Below are 16,587 nucleotides of genomic sequence, written 5' to 3'. Positions count from 1 at the left end.
TTGTCCTGATTACAAAATAACCCGGTACTGAATAAATATCTGATGCCGCTCCCGGCCTCATTCCCATGGATATTAATAGTTGGAAAAACGTATCTTAATTTCGGTGTTTTGCAGCGTTAAAGGGAATTAATTGGATAAACGTCATTAAATTTCAGGCGTTTCCTCGAAAGTGATCTATTTGCTGAATATTAAGTGCCGTTTTTCCATCTACTGCCTGGCAAGGATCACTCTGTTCATAAGCAAGTGGAGATTATCCAACTGCTTTTCCGCCGCAGGCGGCAGGCGGTAGCGACAGACCAGACGGTAGACCAGACCGCAGACGCTCGCCGTCTGCCACTGTCCCAGCCGAACCCTTGTTCATCGTACCCCCGGCTTCTGAAGCCGCCTTTTCGGGTTTTCCACAAATAGGAGCTGACCCTTATCCTTATCCTTATTCAAAAAGAAACCATTCAGCAAGTAATAAACTCTACTCTGAATGGCCTCTCTGCCCTACACTATAAATGGTCTATACGTTAAATGGTCTATACGTTGAAGCGGAAATGCATAACGTCGCCGTCCTGCACCAGATATTCCTTGCCTTCCAGACGCAGCTGGCCGCGCTCTTTGGCACCGTTCATCGAGCCTGCTGCTACCAGATCCGTATAAGCTACTACTTCAGCGCGGATGAATCCGCGTTCGAAGTCCGTATGAATAACTCCGGCCGCTCCAGGTGCTTTGGTGCCTTTGCGGATAGTCCACGCACGGACTTCCTGCACGCCCGCTGTGAAATAGGTGTAGAGTCCGAGCAGTCTGTATGCCGCTTTGATCAGGCGGTTAAGCCCGGATTCCTGCAGACCCAGCTCTTCCAGGAACATCGCCTTGTCTTCGCCTTCCAGCTCGGCAATCTCAGCCTCCACCTTGGCACTGATCGGCACTACTTCAGCATTCTCAGCCGCTGCGAATTCGCGTACCTGCTTAACATACGGGTTCTCTTCAGCAGTCGCCACTTCATCCTCGCCCACGTTCGCCGCATACAGCACCGGCTTCAGGGTCAGCAGGTGAAGATCCCGCACGATCAGACGCTCGTCATCGGATAATTCCAGGCTGCGCGCAGGCTGATCCAGATAAAGAGCTTCCTTAACGCGCTCCAGTACTTCTACTTCCTGAGCGAATTTCTTGTCGCCGCCCTTGATGTTTTTGCGGGAACGCTCGATCTTCTTCTCGACGCTTTCGAGGTCAGCCAGAATCAGCTCCAGGTTGATCGTCTGGATGTCGCTGATCGGATTTACCTTGCCGTCAACATGGGTTACGTTCTCATCGACGAAGCAGCGGACCACATGAACAATAGCATCCACTTCCCGGATATGAGCCAGGAACTTGTTGCCCAGACCTTCGCCCTTGCTCGCACCGCGCACGAGTCCGGCAATATCTACGAATTCAAAAGCGGTCGGAACCGTCTTGTGCGGCTGCACCAGCTCGACCAGCTTATTCAGACGTTCGTCCGGTACTTCCACGACACCCACGTTAGGGTCAATGGTGCAGAAAGGATAGTTGGCGGATTCCGCCCCCGCTTGTGTTATAGCATTAAATAATGTCGATTTCCCAACATTGGGAAGTCCAACGATTCCAGCTTTCAAAGCCATTTATATGACAACTCCTATTTTCGGTTGAATTGATCACCGCATGAATTACCGTACTGATCTAAACCATTATATATTAGAACAAAACCTCCAGCAACAGCGGATGTCAAGGGAACGCCACCCCATAATGCGGAGCTTTAGCCTCGATGATTAATCAAATACTTTTGGGGGACCCAAAAACATGTAAATAATGTAAAAAACTCACAACACAATTCACCGCTATTTCCCGGCCCTGCACCTACAAAGTCTTCGACATCGTAATATCCGTAACCAGGAAGCCCATTTTTTTGTACAGCTCAAAAGCACGGTCATTCTGGCCAAAGACATGCAGTCCGATCCGGGTCACATTCATCTTCCGGGCTTCTTCATCTAATGCAGCCAGTGCCTGCTTGCCGTACCCCTTACTCTGGAAAGGTTCGAAAATATAAAAGTCATAGATGAACGCCTCCCGGATTCCCCGGTTCTCGTTCACATTAAACCAGATGTACCCGGCCTCAGCTTCACTCTCAGCCTCTACTATAGAATAGAGATAAGCTCCCTCTGTGTAGAGTCCTTTGGGCAGGAAACGTGTCATTTCTTCCTGGGACAATTTCATGGCGGTCTCAGCATCCCAGGCTCCGGCCTTTATTTTGTCCTCTGCGTAATCACGGGTGGATTGTCTTAAGAAAAATTGAAAAGTCGATTCGTCCATTTGGACCAGTTTAATCATTGTTTTTTAGCCCTTCCTTTAATTCCATATTCATCGGCTTGCTTCTAGCGCCGGATAAGACGCGGGGTACCGCGCAGGGAAGCAAGATCCGGCGCACCGATGCCGAACATGACCGTGCGCAGCTCCAGTTCAACCTGTGCCAGCGCCTGGTCCAGTGCCTCCTCGGAGCTGACGGCCGGACCCAGCAGATTCCGCCCGAAGCCGGCCAGATCGGCCCCAAGCGCCAGCGCCTTGGCGGCATCCACACCATGCTTCAGCCCGCCGCTGCCGATCAGCGCGCCGCGGGGCGAGATGGCCCGCACCTCTCCGATGCATTCCGCCGTGGGAATCCCCCAGTCCGCGAAGGCCTCCGCAGCCGCGCGCCGTACCGGGTCCGTACTGCGGAACTTCTCCACCTGGCTCCAGGATGTGCCGCCCGCACCTGCAACGTCGATAAAGGCAGCACCAGCATTATACAGCAGGGCTGCGGTTTCTCCGTCAATGCCCCAGCCTACCTCTTTGACACCTACCGGTATCTCAAGGTTACGGCATAACGCCTCTATCCGCTTCAGCAGGGAAGCGAACCCGGTGTCTCCCTCCGGCTGGAATACCTCCTGCAGCCCGTTCAGATGCAGAACCAGCCAGTCTGCCCCGGCAATCTCTACCGCGCGGCGGCACTCTTCTACACCGAAGCCGTAGGAGAGCTGTACCGCCCCGACATTGGCTATAACCGGAATCGTGGGAGCCTTATCGCGCACATGAAAAGAAGCCGCCAGCTCTGCGCGCTCTACAGCGGCGCGGACAGAACCCACGCCGAGGGCCCAGCCCCGGCGCTCGGCCGCTTCGGCGAGCCGGGCGTTAATGTGCCCGGTCGCCTCGCTCCCCCCGGTCATGGAGCTGATCAGCAACGGTGTCCGCAGCCCCCGGCCGAGAAATTCCGTACCGAGCCCGATCTCCTCAAAGTCCAGCTCCGGCAGTGCGTTATGGCGGAACCTGTACTGCTCGAAGCCGGTTGTAATTCCGCTGCCGGCAACGTCTTCATTCAGGCAGAGCCGCACATGCTCAATCTTGCGCTCCCCGGTTCTGGAGTCAGGCAGCAGAGATTTATGTCCCTCAGTGCCTGCTGCCCGCGATGCTGACCCGTACTCTGTGCCCGGCTGCTGCTCCGGACTTCGCGGCACACCGTCCTGCGGCATATGATTCATGCTGTCTTCCTCCGTTCTACCCTGTATTCATATATGTCCGGTAGCGTGAGACGCTACTTATAGGCTTCTTAAGCACAAGTACATTTCATTATAGCACAACACCGCCCGGCAGTTGACACGGGCGGATTTCTTCTGTCTTTTATTGACTCCCGGCAATATACTCCCCCACCAGCCTTCCGGACAAGGATACAACTGGCGTCCCTCCTCCGGGATGTGTAGTTCCGCCGACGTACCAGAGCCCCTTAACGTCCCTGGAGCGGTTCCCCGGGCGGGAGAAGGTCTGCCGCGCTGAATTGGAGGATATCCCATAAATGGCCCCCCGGTGGGCGAGAGTATCGTCAGCGATATCCCGGGGGGTATAACGCTGCAGGACATCCGCTTGGGATAACCCTGTAATTCCATGGCCCTCCAGCACGGACAGCACATGTTCCCCGTAAGCAGCGGTTTCTTCGTTCCAGTCACAGGCAGGGCTCAGATACGGCGCATTGGCCAGTATAAAAAGATTGCTGCCGCCCGGCGGCGCCAGCTCAGGCTCGGAATAACCCGAGTGGCATACATAGACCGCAGGCTGCTGCGGAGGACGTTTATGCTCAAAGATATCCTTGAATTCCTGTTCATAATTCTCAGGGAAAAAAACCGTATGATGCAGCAGGGTATCATATCTGCGCGGCACTCCCGCCAGTGTTACCAGCCCGGACAAGGACGGCTCGTAGGCTTCAATCTTGCGGTCTGTCATGCCCGGACGGTTCTCTTCGGGCAGCAGCATACGGTTGATGCTCAGCACATCACCGCCGGCTATAACAGTCTTGGCCGGATAGAACCCTTGAGCCGTATCCACCCCTTCCACAGCGCCGGAAACTACCGAAATCCCCGTAACCTCGGTGCCTGTAACCAGCTGTACGCCCAGCTCCCGGGCAAGTGTAGTTAAGCCTTTGATCAGCTCATAGGTCCCGCCCCTGACACCGTAGACCCCTTCCCTGATCTCCAGATATCCAAGCATCGCAAATATCGAAGGCGCACGATACGGCGAGGAACCGACATATGTGGCATAACGTCCCAGCATAGCCAGGGTGTTCGGATGACTGAAATAACGGAGCAGCAGGGCATGAAGATTAAGAAAAGGCCTGACGCGCAGCAGGTCCCGTACAAGAGACGGCGATAATTTGTCCCGCCAGGACAGCAGCAGCCTGTTCAGGAACTGCTGCCCGCTGAGCTCGTATAGACGCGAGGCCTCGGCCAGAAAGTCTGGATAGCGCACAGCATCTTCAGGACTATAAGACGCAATTTCCTCCTGCATAGCCCCGATATTGCGGGAGAAATCAACAATTGAGCCGTCAGTAAATACATTGCGGGTTCGCGGCTCCAGTTCATACAGCCGGACATACTCCTCCATGCGGGTCCCGGCAAGCTCATACAACGAACGGAAGACATGCGGCATCGTAATGGTGCTCGGGCCACGGTCGAACATGTATCCTCCCGCTTCGACACGCTGCAGCTTGCCGCCCGGCTGCTGCTGCCGTTCCAGGACGGTTACTTCCCAGCCTTTGACGGCCAGTGTTACCGCACAGGACAGCCCTCCGAATCCGGCACCTATAATCACAGCCTTCGGTTTCATAAATAACGCCTACCTTTCCATTCGTAGCCCCCGCGGGACCGGCTTCCGCGCCAGGATGCCACGGCAATTAAGGACAAGCAGAGTATACCGGCCGGCAAAAGCAAACAGAACCAGACCGGCTGCCTGCCGGCCGCATCACTGGTCCGCTTGATGGCGATACCAGTCAGCACTGCAACAGCCGGCATAACTGCTGATGAAGGCTGTCCGGTCATGCAATAGTATAAGACTGCTGCAACCGGCAGCATATAGAGTGATAAATACATTGTAAGCACAGCCAGCAGAAGCACGGGGCTGCGGCCGGTACCGGCATAGATATTCTTGCGGTAGCCGTTCCACACTTCCCTGGCATTATGATACATCCGCATTGAAGCATGACCGGTGATATCTGCGAGGATCACCGGTTCTCCTGCCCGCTTCACCGCACGGGCCAGCGCCATATCATCGACCAGTTCACCACGGATCGATTCATGCCCGCCGCAGCGGGTATAAGTATCCCGGTGGATCAGGATGAAGCCCCCATGTGCCGCAACAAAACGCGGGTCTCTTGAACCGCGGACGAGCGGAACCGGCAGGTGGCAGATGATCGTGAAGACCATCAGGGGAACTACCAGCCGCTCCAGCCATGTGCCGGTAACCTGGCGGGGAAATCCTGTGACCATGCCGCCGCCTTGAGCTTCGGCCGCAGTGAAGGCCGCCTCCAGAGCCAGCGGCTGCAACCGGACATCCGCATCCAAAAACAGCAGCCAGTCACCCTCTGCAGCCTCCGCCAGTTGGGCACAGGCATGGGATTTGCCCAGCCAGCCTTCCGGCAGCTCCCGTCCCCGCAGAACGGCTGCCCTGTCTCCAAGGATTGCAGCGGCAATCGCTCCTGTGCCGTCTGCCGAGGAATCATCCAGCACTCTTACTTCCACTTTCCTTCCACTGGAGCTGCAAGCCAGCACAGAGGTTAGGCAGTCCGCAATATTATCCGCTTCATTCCGTGCGGGGATCAGCACGGACAGGCGCCGTACTGCTGATGCTGCCGATACCGGATGTACTTCTGAAGCCTCTCGGCTAATCCCCGCGCCCAGCTTGGGAAGCTGCGCTGCATTCCACACCGCAAACAGCAGCTGGAGCAGCAGCACAACCGATATGATCTGTAAGACCGTGATCATCGGCTCCCCCTGCCCGGCCTCAGCATGTCAAGCCATTCATTGGTGGATCTTCCCCTCTTCAGAAGCGGCCTGAATTCTTCCGGCATGTAACCTTTATGATTAAGAATCCGATTGCGGTGTGCCTCCAGTTGTTCACCAAGCGCAGCCTCCAGGCTGCGGGCAATGTCTGAGCGGTCCATGTCGGCCCAAGGCAGCAGCTGCGGGGTTCCGGCGAGCAGTGTCGCTTCCGGTTTGGTATGGCGGAACAGGCCATGATATAGCGTTACCGGCACTACCGTAGTCAGCGGACTGAGACGCAGCACCAGTGCCGCCCCCTCTTTCAGGCTCAATGGACGATGCTCCAGCGGCAGGATCTCACCTTCCGGATACATCCAGACACTCTCTCCCGCCTGCAGCAGTCCCGCTGTATAACGCAATGAAGCCCGCAAGTCTCCCGTACTGGCGGAGTTAATGGAGTAGGCGCCAAGCTTCCGGAAGAAGGCATATTTGCGCAGCTGCTCCTCTTCCATCATGAAGTAGTGCCTGCTTCCCGCCAATTTCCCTGCCGCGTGATAGGCGAGCAGGCCATCCCACCAGGAACTGTGATTCATGAGATAGAGAATACCTCTGCCTTCGGCCGCTGCAGGCTGCAAATCCCCGCATATTCCGATGGAATGGAAATGCCTGCGCAGCAGATAAAATGAATTATAGCGGTAGAACAAGCGGTCAAAGCTTCCCGACTTGACGGCTTCCAGCATAACGCAAGCTCCCTTCCGCCAGAGCAGTGCCTAATCCGGCAATCACTGCACAAGCCGGCAGACCCTCTGTAAGACTGATAAGACCGAACAGAATCAGAATCGCCTGGTACAGACGGGTACCGCGGCGGGCCGCCAGGCAGGTAACCGGCACAGCCGGCAGCAGCATGGACAAGGCAGCGCCGGCAATCAGCCAGCCCCCGAAATTGCTCCAGGGCACCTGATAGAAGCCGCCGCCGCCCTCCCAGTGCCAGAAGTTTCTGGCATGGGCAACAGGATCAAGCACCAGATCCAGAAGCACCGTCCAGAAGCCAACCTGAACAGCCCGCAGCAGCCGCAAGAGCAAGCCGCGCTGCCCGAAATCATAGCTGATAAGTACGGCATTGCAGACGACAGCGATCCAGGCGAAGCCCAGCGTAACAGGCACGCCAAACAACAAAGGTCCGAGCACCGTAGAGTAGTGATACTCACCGAACAACCGGCCTGAATGAACGCCGACCCATTCGACTGCCATTCCTCCCATCCAGATCAGGCCTGCAGCACGCCACATGGAAAGTTTACGGCGGCGTTCAACAGATATGACTGACCAGTCAGACATGAAGGGCCAAGCCTGCCCGGAGGATAATAAATGCGCGGCATATGCACCATAAAAGACTAGAAACAAACCATTGGAAAAGCTCAGACTTTCCGGAATCCCAAACCAGATCAGCAGCAGAGCGCCGACTCCATACCAGATCCAAAATAGGGCTCTGATCATGATTACACCACCACGGTTGTGATACCGGTATAGCGCACCACCGTACGCCGGAACAGCTTGAGCTTGGCTTCATCGCTGACATAAGACCGCTTGTGGAATACGTCATAGCCGTCTGCCTCTACGGCATCAAGAATGGCGGCATAGAAGGCGGCAGCGAGTTCAATTGACATGCCGCTCTCCCAGGGATACGTATGCACATTCTCCAGGCCCTTTTCAAACCAGTGCAGCGCCTCCGCCCTAAGCTCCTGAAGCACAGCGATAAACGGCTCATTAACCTCTCCGGCTTCCAGCTCCTGCTGGCTGTAACCCTGTCGCTCCATAACCTCAAGCGGTACATATCTCCGCCCTCTCCGCAGGTCCTCGCCTACATCACGGATAATATTCACCAGCTGCATGCCTATACCCAGCGATATCCCTGCGGCCCGTGCCGCTTCATTCTGATCATCCCGCAGAACGGGGAGCAGCATTTCCCCTACGGTCCCCGCTACAAGATAGCAATAGCTCTTCAGCTGCTCCATCGTTTCGTACCGGGTGAAGGAGAGATCTCTGATCTGGCCTTCCATCTGCAGGTGGAAAGGCTCACGCTGAAGCTGCGGGAAGCTGCTGAACAGCCAGCGCAGCGCCGGCCAGATGAAATGTCCGTCCGCCTCCTCCAGATCCCTGAAATGCGCCTTCAGTTCATGAATGCTGTACGGCGAGCTGTCAGGCTCATCCACACTGTCATCAATAATCCGGCAGAAGGCATAAATAACATGCACTGCCTCACGCCTGGGACTTGGCAGAAAATTAAAAGCCTTATAAAAGGAAGTAGACCCTTTCTTCATCAGTTCTTCACATTGCTGCAATATCCTTTCATTCATGACCGCTCATCTCCTTTATCAGTTCTTGAACTGCCAGCCTGGCTCCCTGCATCACAATCGGCACACCGCCGCCGGGATGGACAGATGCTCCTGCGGCATACAGGCCTTGAAGCGAATACGGCTTCGGTTGAGGCCGGAATACACCGGATTGGCTCAACATCGGGGCTATTCCGAAGCTCCCGCCCCCGTACATCCCTTCCTTACGGGCATCCCCCGGCGTTCTAAGCCTGCGCCAAACTATACTGGCTGTAAGCCCCGGGAATCCGCGCTTCTCGGCATCCATTAGCACCTTGACGGCCAGTGCTTCGGCGATATCATCCCAATCCATATCCGGTGCTGCCGGAACAGGGACAAGGAAATACAGTATACTTTCTCCGGGAGGAGCGGCACTGTCGTCCAGCACTACCGGGTTGAACACGTAATATGAAGAATCAGCAGGGATCTGCCCGCGGTCAAACACCTCATGGAGACTGCTATCCAGACTATCCGGCATGAAGAACTGGTGAACCTGAGACTGCGGCCAGCGCTTGGATACAGCTGCATAGATGAGCAGGCAGCCTGAGGAAGGTGTGAAGCTCCCGCGCCGGATCGGCTTATCAGTAGCGCTGCTTGTCTTATTTGTAGTTCCGGCCAGATTCTTGTCCCGCTTGAACACCCCGGATGGAAGCAGCTTCTCAATATGCGGGAAATCACCGTTGTACAGCACGGCATCATAGGTTATCTGCCGGCCTTGAACAACAACCCCGCGGCATCTTCCCCCTTCTACCATCAGGGAATCAACTTCTGTACTGGTATGAATCTGTACTCCGCGGCCCTCCAGCTCCCGGGCAATGATCTGCGGCAGGGTGCCGTATCCCCCCTTCAGCATCCAGATGCCGAAGGCATGCTCCGCGTAGGGAAGCATCGTATAGATTCCCGGTGTGCGGAAGGGGGCTCCGCCGATATACAGGCTCTGCAGGGAGAAGGCATCCCTTAGCTCCTCATTCCTGAAATATTGCCCGACTGCAGAGCGCAGACTTCGGTACGCCCGCAGACGGACCATCAGCGACACATTGGCCGGGCTGAAAAATTCGCGCCCGTTCTTATAGCCTCTCTCCAGAAACGAAGCCCTGCCCTTTGGATACAAGTGTGACATATCTTCCATAAACCGCAGGAAGCCCTTACCTTCTCCGGGATACAGCCGGTCAATCTCCTCTGCCTGCTCTGCGGCCCCCGCGAATTTGGTCAGCACGCGCCCGCTCCTGAAGTGAACCCGGTAAAGCGGATCACAGTGCAGCAGCTCCAGACTTCCGCGCGGCAGCCCGCCTTCCTCCAGAATATCCAGAAGCATCTCCGGCAGCAGCACAATGGTAGGCCCGCGGTCTATCCGGTAGCCGCCTTGTTCTTCAAAGGCAACGCGCCCGCCCACCTGCTCTGCGCGCTCGTACATTACAACCTCATGCCCCTGCCGGGTAAGCAGCAGCGCTGCGGTCAGCCCGCCGATTCCGCTGCCCACAACGGCTACGCGGCTCATAGCGGAACCCCCGCGCCCGCGCCGGGAGCGCCGGCCGGCACGGTGAAGCTGCCCCGCAGGGCCTGGTCATGCTCCCGCAGCAGCCGCGCACTGATCTTCGCCGACTCGAAGATCGTCGGCAAACCGCTGCCCGGATGGGTTCCGCCTCCGACCAGCCAGATGCCGCGCACCTCCTCGAAGGTGTTATGCGGCCGCAAATGCATCATCTGCCCCAGATTATGGGCCAGATTAAAGGTTGCGCCGTTATATACATTCAGCTTGTTCTGCCAGTCCAGCGGAGAGAAGAATAAGCTCTCTTCCACCCGCCCGGTTATTCCCGCAAGCTGGGGAATCTGCTCCAGGCGCTCCATCATCCGCGCTTCAACTTCCGCACTCGTCTGCTGCCAGTTGACCTCTGCACTCAGATTAGGCACCGGCATCAGCACATAGAGCGAAGACTTGCCCGGCGGCGCCAGCGTCTTATCGATAACCGACGGATTATGGACGTATATGGAAGGATCTTCGGATAATACCCCAAGCTTAGTAATTTCTTCGACATTACGCCGGTAATCGGCGGAGAAATGAACCGAATGATGGCCCAGCTCCACCTCCCCATCGATACCCAGATACAGCATGGCTGTTGAACAGGAGTATCTTTTCCGGGCAACCTTGCGGGGGGTGTATTTCTTCAGAATGCCGGGCTCGAACAGCTGCGTCATCGCAGAGCCGAAGTCGGCCCCGATCACAACGTAATCCGCTTCCACCCGCTCCCCGTTCTCCAGCAGCAATCCTGCCGCATCCCCGTTCTTGACCACTATGCGCTTCACTCCGCTGGAGGTGTGCACATGCCCGCCATGCTCCTGAATCACCTCAGACATCGCCTGAAGGACACGGTTAATTCCGCCTATCGGATGGTACAAGCCGTAACGGTGCTCCATATAGGACAGGATCGTGAACGTACCGGGACATTCCCAGGGCGACATCCCCAGATATTTGGCCTGAAAGGTAAACGAGAACCGCAGCCGTTCATCATCAAAATACCGGGACAGCCGGTTGTATACATTATCTGCGGCGTTCAGCTTAGGCAACGCGTGCAGTACATCTCTTTTCATATAGTCACCCAGGGATTGAAACGGACGCTGCAGCAGCGGAATGACTCGCTCCAGCTTGTCGGCTTCATCGGCCATAAACCGGCGGTAGCCGCTCCCGTTGCCGGGAAACAGCCGCTCAATCTCTCCGGCAGTCTGCTCCTGGTCCGTAGAAGGCGTAAATACGGTATCTCCGAAATGCAGTGAATACAGCGGGTCAAGCGGCTTCAAGGACACATAATCATGCACGGAACGTCCTGCCAGGGCGAACAGCTCCTCCAGCAGATGCGGCATCATCAAAAAGGTAGCCCCCCGGTCAAAACGGTAGCTGCCCAGCTTGAGCTCTCCCGATCTTCCGCCAACTGTATCCTGCTTCTCATAGAGATCCACTGCGTAGCCTTCGGCGGCCAGCAGCATAGCTGCGGCCAGTCCGCCTGGTCCAGCGCCTATAATTGCAACTTTCGCGGTACGTTTGGGTCCAGTCAAGCGCCTTCCTCCTTATAGCTGTCTGTCTTGAGGCAGATAACTCTTTTCAAACATTATACAAAAACTATACAAGTATGATACAAATATCATACATACTTTGCAGCGCCATGTAAATATCAGCAATCCGACTTCCAATAATTAGAGTTTGCAGCCTGTAAAAGCAAAAAAGAACCGGCCGGCCCTCAAGGGGTACCGATCGGTTCTAAAAGCTACATTCTATGCTTCATTCGGGCAAACTCCCGGTCAAACCAGGCTTGCCACTGCTCCGGAGGCTCATCCAGCTTATAAGTCGCCCTGGTGGCCTCAGGACCGGCCGTTTCATATCCTTTGCCGCCGACAATAAATTGCAGGTCCGGATGCATGCTGCCGAGCCGTCCAAGCAAATCTTCACAGTACGGTACAAGCTCTTCATCCGTAACGGACAGACAGACTGCCCCGATCCGGCCTTGCTTCTCCAGCATATCCATAACACCTTCCTCCGGCGTATTGGCCCCCAGGTAAATGACCTCAACCCCGTTCTTACGCAGGAAAAGCGAGAATAGCAGCAGCCCTATCTGATGATGCTCTCCCGCCGGACAAAAGGCGAGCACCTTCGGCAAATGCGCATAAACGGGAAACACATGAAAAAACTGGGACAGCCGGTTAGAGATCATATGCGTCATATAATGCTCCTGGGCTACCGTTGCCGTCCCTTCTTCCCAGGCATCGCCAACCTTGACCAGCACCGGCACAAGCACCTGATATACCATAGCCTCATAGCCGTATAATGAGAACCCGAAATCAATTAATGCATCCGCCCGCTCGCCCTGGATTTCGTGCAGGGCTGTATAGATCTGCTGCTTCATTTTGTCAATGGCATCTCTGGGGTCGCCGCCCGCCGCGTTCAGACGTTCATCCAGATGTTTCTGCTTACGCATCTTCAGCATCCGCACGGCATGGGAAATACTGATGCCCTGCTTGTCCGTCTGTTCCTTCAACCAGCGAAGGTCCTCGATATTCTCCTGGCTGTACAGCCTGTAGCCCGATTCGGTACGTTCCGGAACAACAGCCTGGTACCTGTTCTCCCATGCCCGCAGAGTGACCGAAGGAATATCGAGCATTTCGACGACCTGTTTGATGGAATACACGATGTATCTCACACTCTTTTCCTATTTACACTGAATACTTCTGAAGATTCAAACCTTATACAAATTATTTACACTCATTATACATTTGCTTCTGCTGTATGTCATTAGAACTGTATAACCCTGCTTTACAGGAATGATACGGTATAAATCCGGCGATTTTAGCAAAAATAGATCTTTCAGATGATTTTGCAGTCAACTGCTTCACTTCTCCTCAGCGGGCGTTAATAGGTAGTTACAATGCCGGCGCCAAGACCTACGGACTCTGGCTCCGCAGCACCCAGGAGGATCATCCCATGAATCAAGGCAGCCGCTCCATTACACCCGAACAGTCGCAGCTAATTATAGCTTCCGGTGCGGTTACGTCACCCCGCAAGCGGAAACCGCAGTTTATTCTGCGCCGCCGCTCCAAGATACTGATTGCCGTCATCCTTCTCCTAATATGGTTAGCCGGGGTAATGATCTTCCAGACCCATAAACCGCTGCCTCCCGGGCTTTCCGTGGAGAGTCCTGCGTATAAGGTGGAGAATGTAGCCTTCTGGCACGACTTGACCTATCAGGACAGCAGCGGGGCCGAAGCAAGAGAAGAACAGATTCTCCCGAGAATTCTGCAGATTATTGGAGAAGCCAGAGAATTCCTTGTAATCGACCTGTTCCTGTTCAATGACTATACCCACACCGACCAGCAGTTCCCTGCAGTCAGCCAGGAGCTTACTGATAAGCTTATCGCACAGAAAGCAGCCTATCCCGGGATGGAGATCGTCTTCATTACTGATGAGGTGAATACGAATTACAGCTCTGCGCCCAATCATCTGCTGGAAGAGATGAAAGCCGCCGGAATCAAGGTTATTATGACGGATGTGGATACACTGCGTGACTCGACCCCGGCCTACTCCGCTGTATGGCGGACCTTCATTCAGTGGTTCGGACAATCCGGCAAGGGCTGGATTCCCAATCTTATGGCCAGCGGAGGGCCTGATATCACTGCGCGTTCGTATCTGAAGCTGCTCAATGTCAAAGCCAATCACCGCAAAGTGGTGCTCAGTGAGAACACCGCGCTGATCTCTTCGGGGAATGTGCATGACGCCAGCGCCTATCACTCTAACATTGCCCTGGAGGTGCAGGGTCCGATTCTGGCTGACATTCTGCAGAGTGAGCAGGCTGCCGCGAACCTCTCGGAAGCGGGCCCTTTGCTGAGCAGGACACCGGACTTCAAGCAGCAAGCCCTCCCCGCCGGGGAGCCGCAGCTCGAGGTCCGCTATTTAACCGAAGGCAAGGTGTACAAGTACGCTCTGGATGATATCAAGGCAACAGGGCAGGGGGATGTCATCTGGATGGGTATGTTCTATCTGGCGGACGACGGAATTATTGATGCCCTGCTGGCGGCTGACGCTCGCGGCGCTGAAGTAAGGCTCCTGCTGGATCCCAATCAGAATGCCTTCGGACGGGACAAAATCGGTATCCCGAACCGCCCGGTTGCGATGGAGTTGAACCGGAAGTCTAAGGGGAATGTCGCAATCCGCTGGTACAATACGGGCAAGGAGCAGTATCACAGCAAGCTGTTGTTCATCGCCAAGGCAGCCGGCAACTCCATCGTTCTGGGCGGATCAACGAATTTCACGGCCCGTAATCTGGACGACTACAATCTGGAGAATAACCTTTGGGTATCCGTGCCGCAGGGGCAGCCGCTATATGCTGAAATGGAGAGCTACTTCAACCGTTTGTGGAATAACGAGGGAGCCGAGTACAGCCTGCCGCTGAAGGAATATCAGAGTGAAATTACATGGATTAAGTATCTCCTCTACCGGATGCAGACCCGCCTCGGGCTCACTACCTTCTGAATATGCTCAAGCAGAAACCTGTAAATTCTTCTATTGGGACAAATAAATATCACCCTAATGGTGAATCAGCTGGAGCTTATGCGGTGTGCGCGGCCTGTGCAGCTAATGTAGATTTAAGGCCAACTCTTATTGCTCTATTCGGGCGACTTCTGGGGTAGCCCCTGTAAATTCAGGTGCACTAATGCTCCTCATTTGCTCCTTTGGGCCGCATCTGCGGGAATTAGAGGGATTTTTCCCTTTAATTTACCCATATCGCCCACTTTCGGCGGATTCAGAGTGATTACTGGAATATCATAAGTCCCTAAATAAGAACAAAAGACCGCCGGAGAGCAGCAGCTCCATCCGGTGGTCTTTTTTAGATTCCCTTACTACAGCAGCGGAGACATCAGGCGGGCTGCCGATTCCAGCAGCCGCTCCAGCAGCCTTTTATCCATGAAGGTCTCATGGACAATCTGCCGCGTGGACAGCAGGTCACGCTCGAAGTCTGCGACAATACGCGAGACACTCTCGGTCTGCAGCAGCAGCGCATTCACCTCGAAGTTCAGGTGGAAGCTGCGCATATCCATGTTGGCTGTGCCGATGGTAGCAATCTCCCCATCCGCAATCAGCAGCTTCGAGTGGATGAAGCCCTTCTCATATTCATAGATCTTCACCCCGGATTCCAGCAGTGCCGGGAAGTAGGAATGCGAAGCCAGGAACGGAATCCACTTATCCGGCTTGGCCGGGAACAGCAGACGGACATCCAGACCCGACATCGCCGCCACACGCAGCGCGGTCAGGATATCCTCATCGGGGATGAAGTAGGGGCTGGCGATCCAGACTGACTTTTCCGCCGAGGCAATCATGGAGAAAAAGATATTCTTGAGTGCACGCCGCTCGTTATCCGGTCCGCTGGCAATAATCTGGACCGCTCCGTCGCCGGTCGTGAAGCGCAGCTGCGGGGAGAGGTAATCCTGCTCTAATATTTTCTCACCGGTGGTGTGCATCCAGTCCTGCAGGAAGATAATCTGCATCGTCCGCACCGCTTCACCTCTCAGCAGCATATGCGTATCCCGCCAGAAGCCGTAAGTCTTACTCCGGCTCAAATATTCATCGCCAACATTAAGTCCGCCCATGAATCCCACATCGCCGTCGATGACAACAATTTTGCGGTGATTCCGGTAATTCACCCGGCTGGAGAAAAAGGAGGTTGAGTTGCCATAGGCAGCCACCTGAACGCCGGCATCACTGAGCTCCTTAAGGAAGGCCTTGGACAGCTGAATACTTCCGACCGCATCATACATAAACCGGACAGCTACGCCCGCCCGGGCTTTCTCGATCAGAATCTGCTGTATGCGTGTCCCAATATGATCCGCCCGGAAAATATAGTATTCCATATGGATATGATGCTGGGCCTGACGCAGCTCGAGCAGCAGGGTCCCGAAGGTTTCTTCACCGTTGGTCAGGATACGCGTCTCTGAATTGAAGGAAATCGGCGTACGTCCCAGTCTCTGCGACAATCCCAGCAGCTTTTGGCGCCCGGGACTGAACACTGACCAATCCTGGTGCATGCGCAGCGCGTCATTCTCAATCCGTTCATAGGCCATCAGGTCGCGCTGGGCCTTCTTATCGTATTTGCGCCGTTTGAACACATTCTGTCCGAACAGAAAATAGAAAACGAGTCCCAGCACCGGAATCAAGGCCAGCAGCAGAATCCAGGACATTGTGGTAGAAGGGTTACGGTTCTCCATGAAGATACCCAGCCCGATAGAGATAACCGTCAATGTGGAGAAAATACTGATGATCGTTCCGGCCGTACTGCCAAAAATACCAAATCCAAAGTAATAAAAAGCCAGCATAGCCCCTATGATGACTAAAGCCTGCAGTCCTCTTCTCATATGCAACCTACCTTCTCGTTCTACCGTTCATCACTAAACTGACACAT

Annotated in this window: 13 protein-coding genes; 1 reads left to right on the top strand and 12 read right to left on the bottom strand. The window is 55.0% G+C overall.

What is annotated here, in order from left to right:
* Positions 1-521: 521 nt before the first annotated feature.
* The 11 genes from ychF to NSU14_RS34575 form a co-directional block, all read right to left on the bottom strand.
* Entirely contained in the window at positions 522-1,622 is a 1,101-nt protein-coding gene (gene ychF, locus NSU14_RS34625) for a redox-regulated ATPase YchF (protein WP_039309103.1), read from the bottom strand.
* 235 nt (positions 1,623-1,857) lie between these two features.
* The gene (locus NSU14_RS34620) at positions 1,858-2,328 is read right to left on the bottom strand and encodes a GNAT family N-acetyltransferase (RefSeq protein ID WP_336103465.1); all 471 of its coding nucleotides are present in this window, start codon (positions 2,326-2,328) and stop codon (positions 1,858-1,860) included.
* 44 nt (positions 2,329-2,372) lie between these two features.
* A complete protein-coding gene (gene fni / locus NSU14_RS34615) occupies positions 2,373-3,512 on the bottom strand; it encodes a type 2 isopentenyl-diphosphate Delta-isomerase (protein WP_081970319.1) in 1,140 nt (379 codons plus the stop codon).
* 139 nt (positions 3,513-3,651) lie between these two features.
* Positions 3,652-5,127 (bottom strand): phytoene desaturase family protein, encoded by a 1,476-nt coding sequence (locus tag NSU14_RS34610; protein WP_076246036.1) that lies wholly within the window; start codon positions 5,125-5,127, stop codon positions 3,652-3,654.
* Positions 5,124-6,281 carry a glycosyltransferase gene (locus NSU14_RS34605; protein ID WP_042140264.1) on the bottom strand — a complete coding sequence of 386 codons (1,158 nt, stop codon included), beginning with the start codon at positions 6,279-6,281 and terminating at the stop codon, positions 5,124-5,126. The genes NSU14_RS34610 and NSU14_RS34605 overlap by 4 nt, the downstream gene beginning before the upstream one ends.
* Complete coding sequence (locus NSU14_RS34600) at positions 6,278-7,018, bottom strand: lysophospholipid acyltransferase family protein (protein WP_042140265.1); 741 nt, start codon at positions 7,016-7,018, stop codon at positions 6,278-6,280. Before NSU14_RS34600 ends, NSU14_RS34605 begins: the two co-directional genes overlap by 4 nt.
* Complete coding sequence (locus NSU14_RS34595) at positions 6,987-7,772, bottom strand: carotenoid biosynthesis protein (protein ID WP_042140266.1); 786 nt, start codon at positions 7,770-7,772, stop codon at positions 6,987-6,989. Before NSU14_RS34595 ends, NSU14_RS34600 begins: the two co-directional genes overlap by 32 nt.
* A 2-nt stretch (positions 7,773-7,774) precedes the next feature.
* Positions 7,775-8,632, bottom strand: coding sequence for a phytoene/squalene synthase family protein (locus NSU14_RS34590; protein WP_042140267.1), 858 nt, complete (start codon positions 8,630-8,632; stop codon positions 7,775-7,777).
* The gene (locus NSU14_RS34585) at positions 8,625-10,145 is read right to left on the bottom strand and encodes a phytoene desaturase family protein (RefSeq protein ID WP_340948756.1); all 1,521 of its coding nucleotides are present in this window, start codon (positions 10,143-10,145) and stop codon (positions 8,625-8,627) included. The genes NSU14_RS34590 and NSU14_RS34585 overlap by 8 nt, the downstream gene beginning before the upstream one ends.
* On the bottom strand, positions 10,142-11,698 hold the full coding sequence (locus tag NSU14_RS34580; RefSeq protein WP_340948754.1) for a phytoene desaturase family protein: 1,557 nt from the start codon (positions 11,696-11,698) through the stop codon (positions 10,142-10,144). The genes NSU14_RS34585 and NSU14_RS34580 overlap by 4 nt, the downstream gene beginning before the upstream one ends.
* Before the next feature lie 209 nt (positions 11,699-11,907).
* Positions 11,908-12,837, bottom strand: coding sequence for a MerR family transcriptional regulator (locus NSU14_RS34575; RefSeq protein WP_340948753.1), 930 nt, complete (start codon positions 12,835-12,837; stop codon positions 11,908-11,910).
* A gap of 281 nt (positions 12,838-13,118) precedes the next feature.
* Here NSU14_RS34575 and NSU14_RS34570 point away from each other — a divergent pair, with 281 nt between their 5' ends.
* The gene (locus tag NSU14_RS34570) at positions 13,119-14,663 is read left to right on the top strand and encodes a phospholipase D family protein (RefSeq protein ID WP_340948751.1); all 1,545 of its coding nucleotides are present in this window, start codon (positions 13,119-13,121) and stop codon (positions 14,661-14,663) included.
* Between the two features lie 368 nt (positions 14,664-15,031).
* Here the strand turns inward: NSU14_RS34570 and cls are convergent, their stop codons facing one another.
* Positions 15,032-16,540 carry a cardiolipin synthase gene (gene cls, locus NSU14_RS34565; RefSeq protein ID WP_042140271.1) on the bottom strand — a complete coding sequence of 503 codons (1,509 nt, stop codon included), beginning with the start codon at positions 16,538-16,540 and terminating at the stop codon, positions 15,032-15,034.
* Between the last annotated feature and the right edge of the window lie 47 nt (positions 16,541-16,587).

This window comes from Paenibacillus sp. FSL R10-2771, assembly GCF_038000205.1.
Taxonomy (GTDB): domain Bacteria; phylum Bacillota; class Bacilli; order Paenibacillales; family Paenibacillaceae; genus Paenibacillus_AQ; species Paenibacillus_AQ phytohabitans.
Note: the sequence above shows the minus strand (reverse complement) of the source record. Positions and strands in the feature narration are given on the sequence as shown.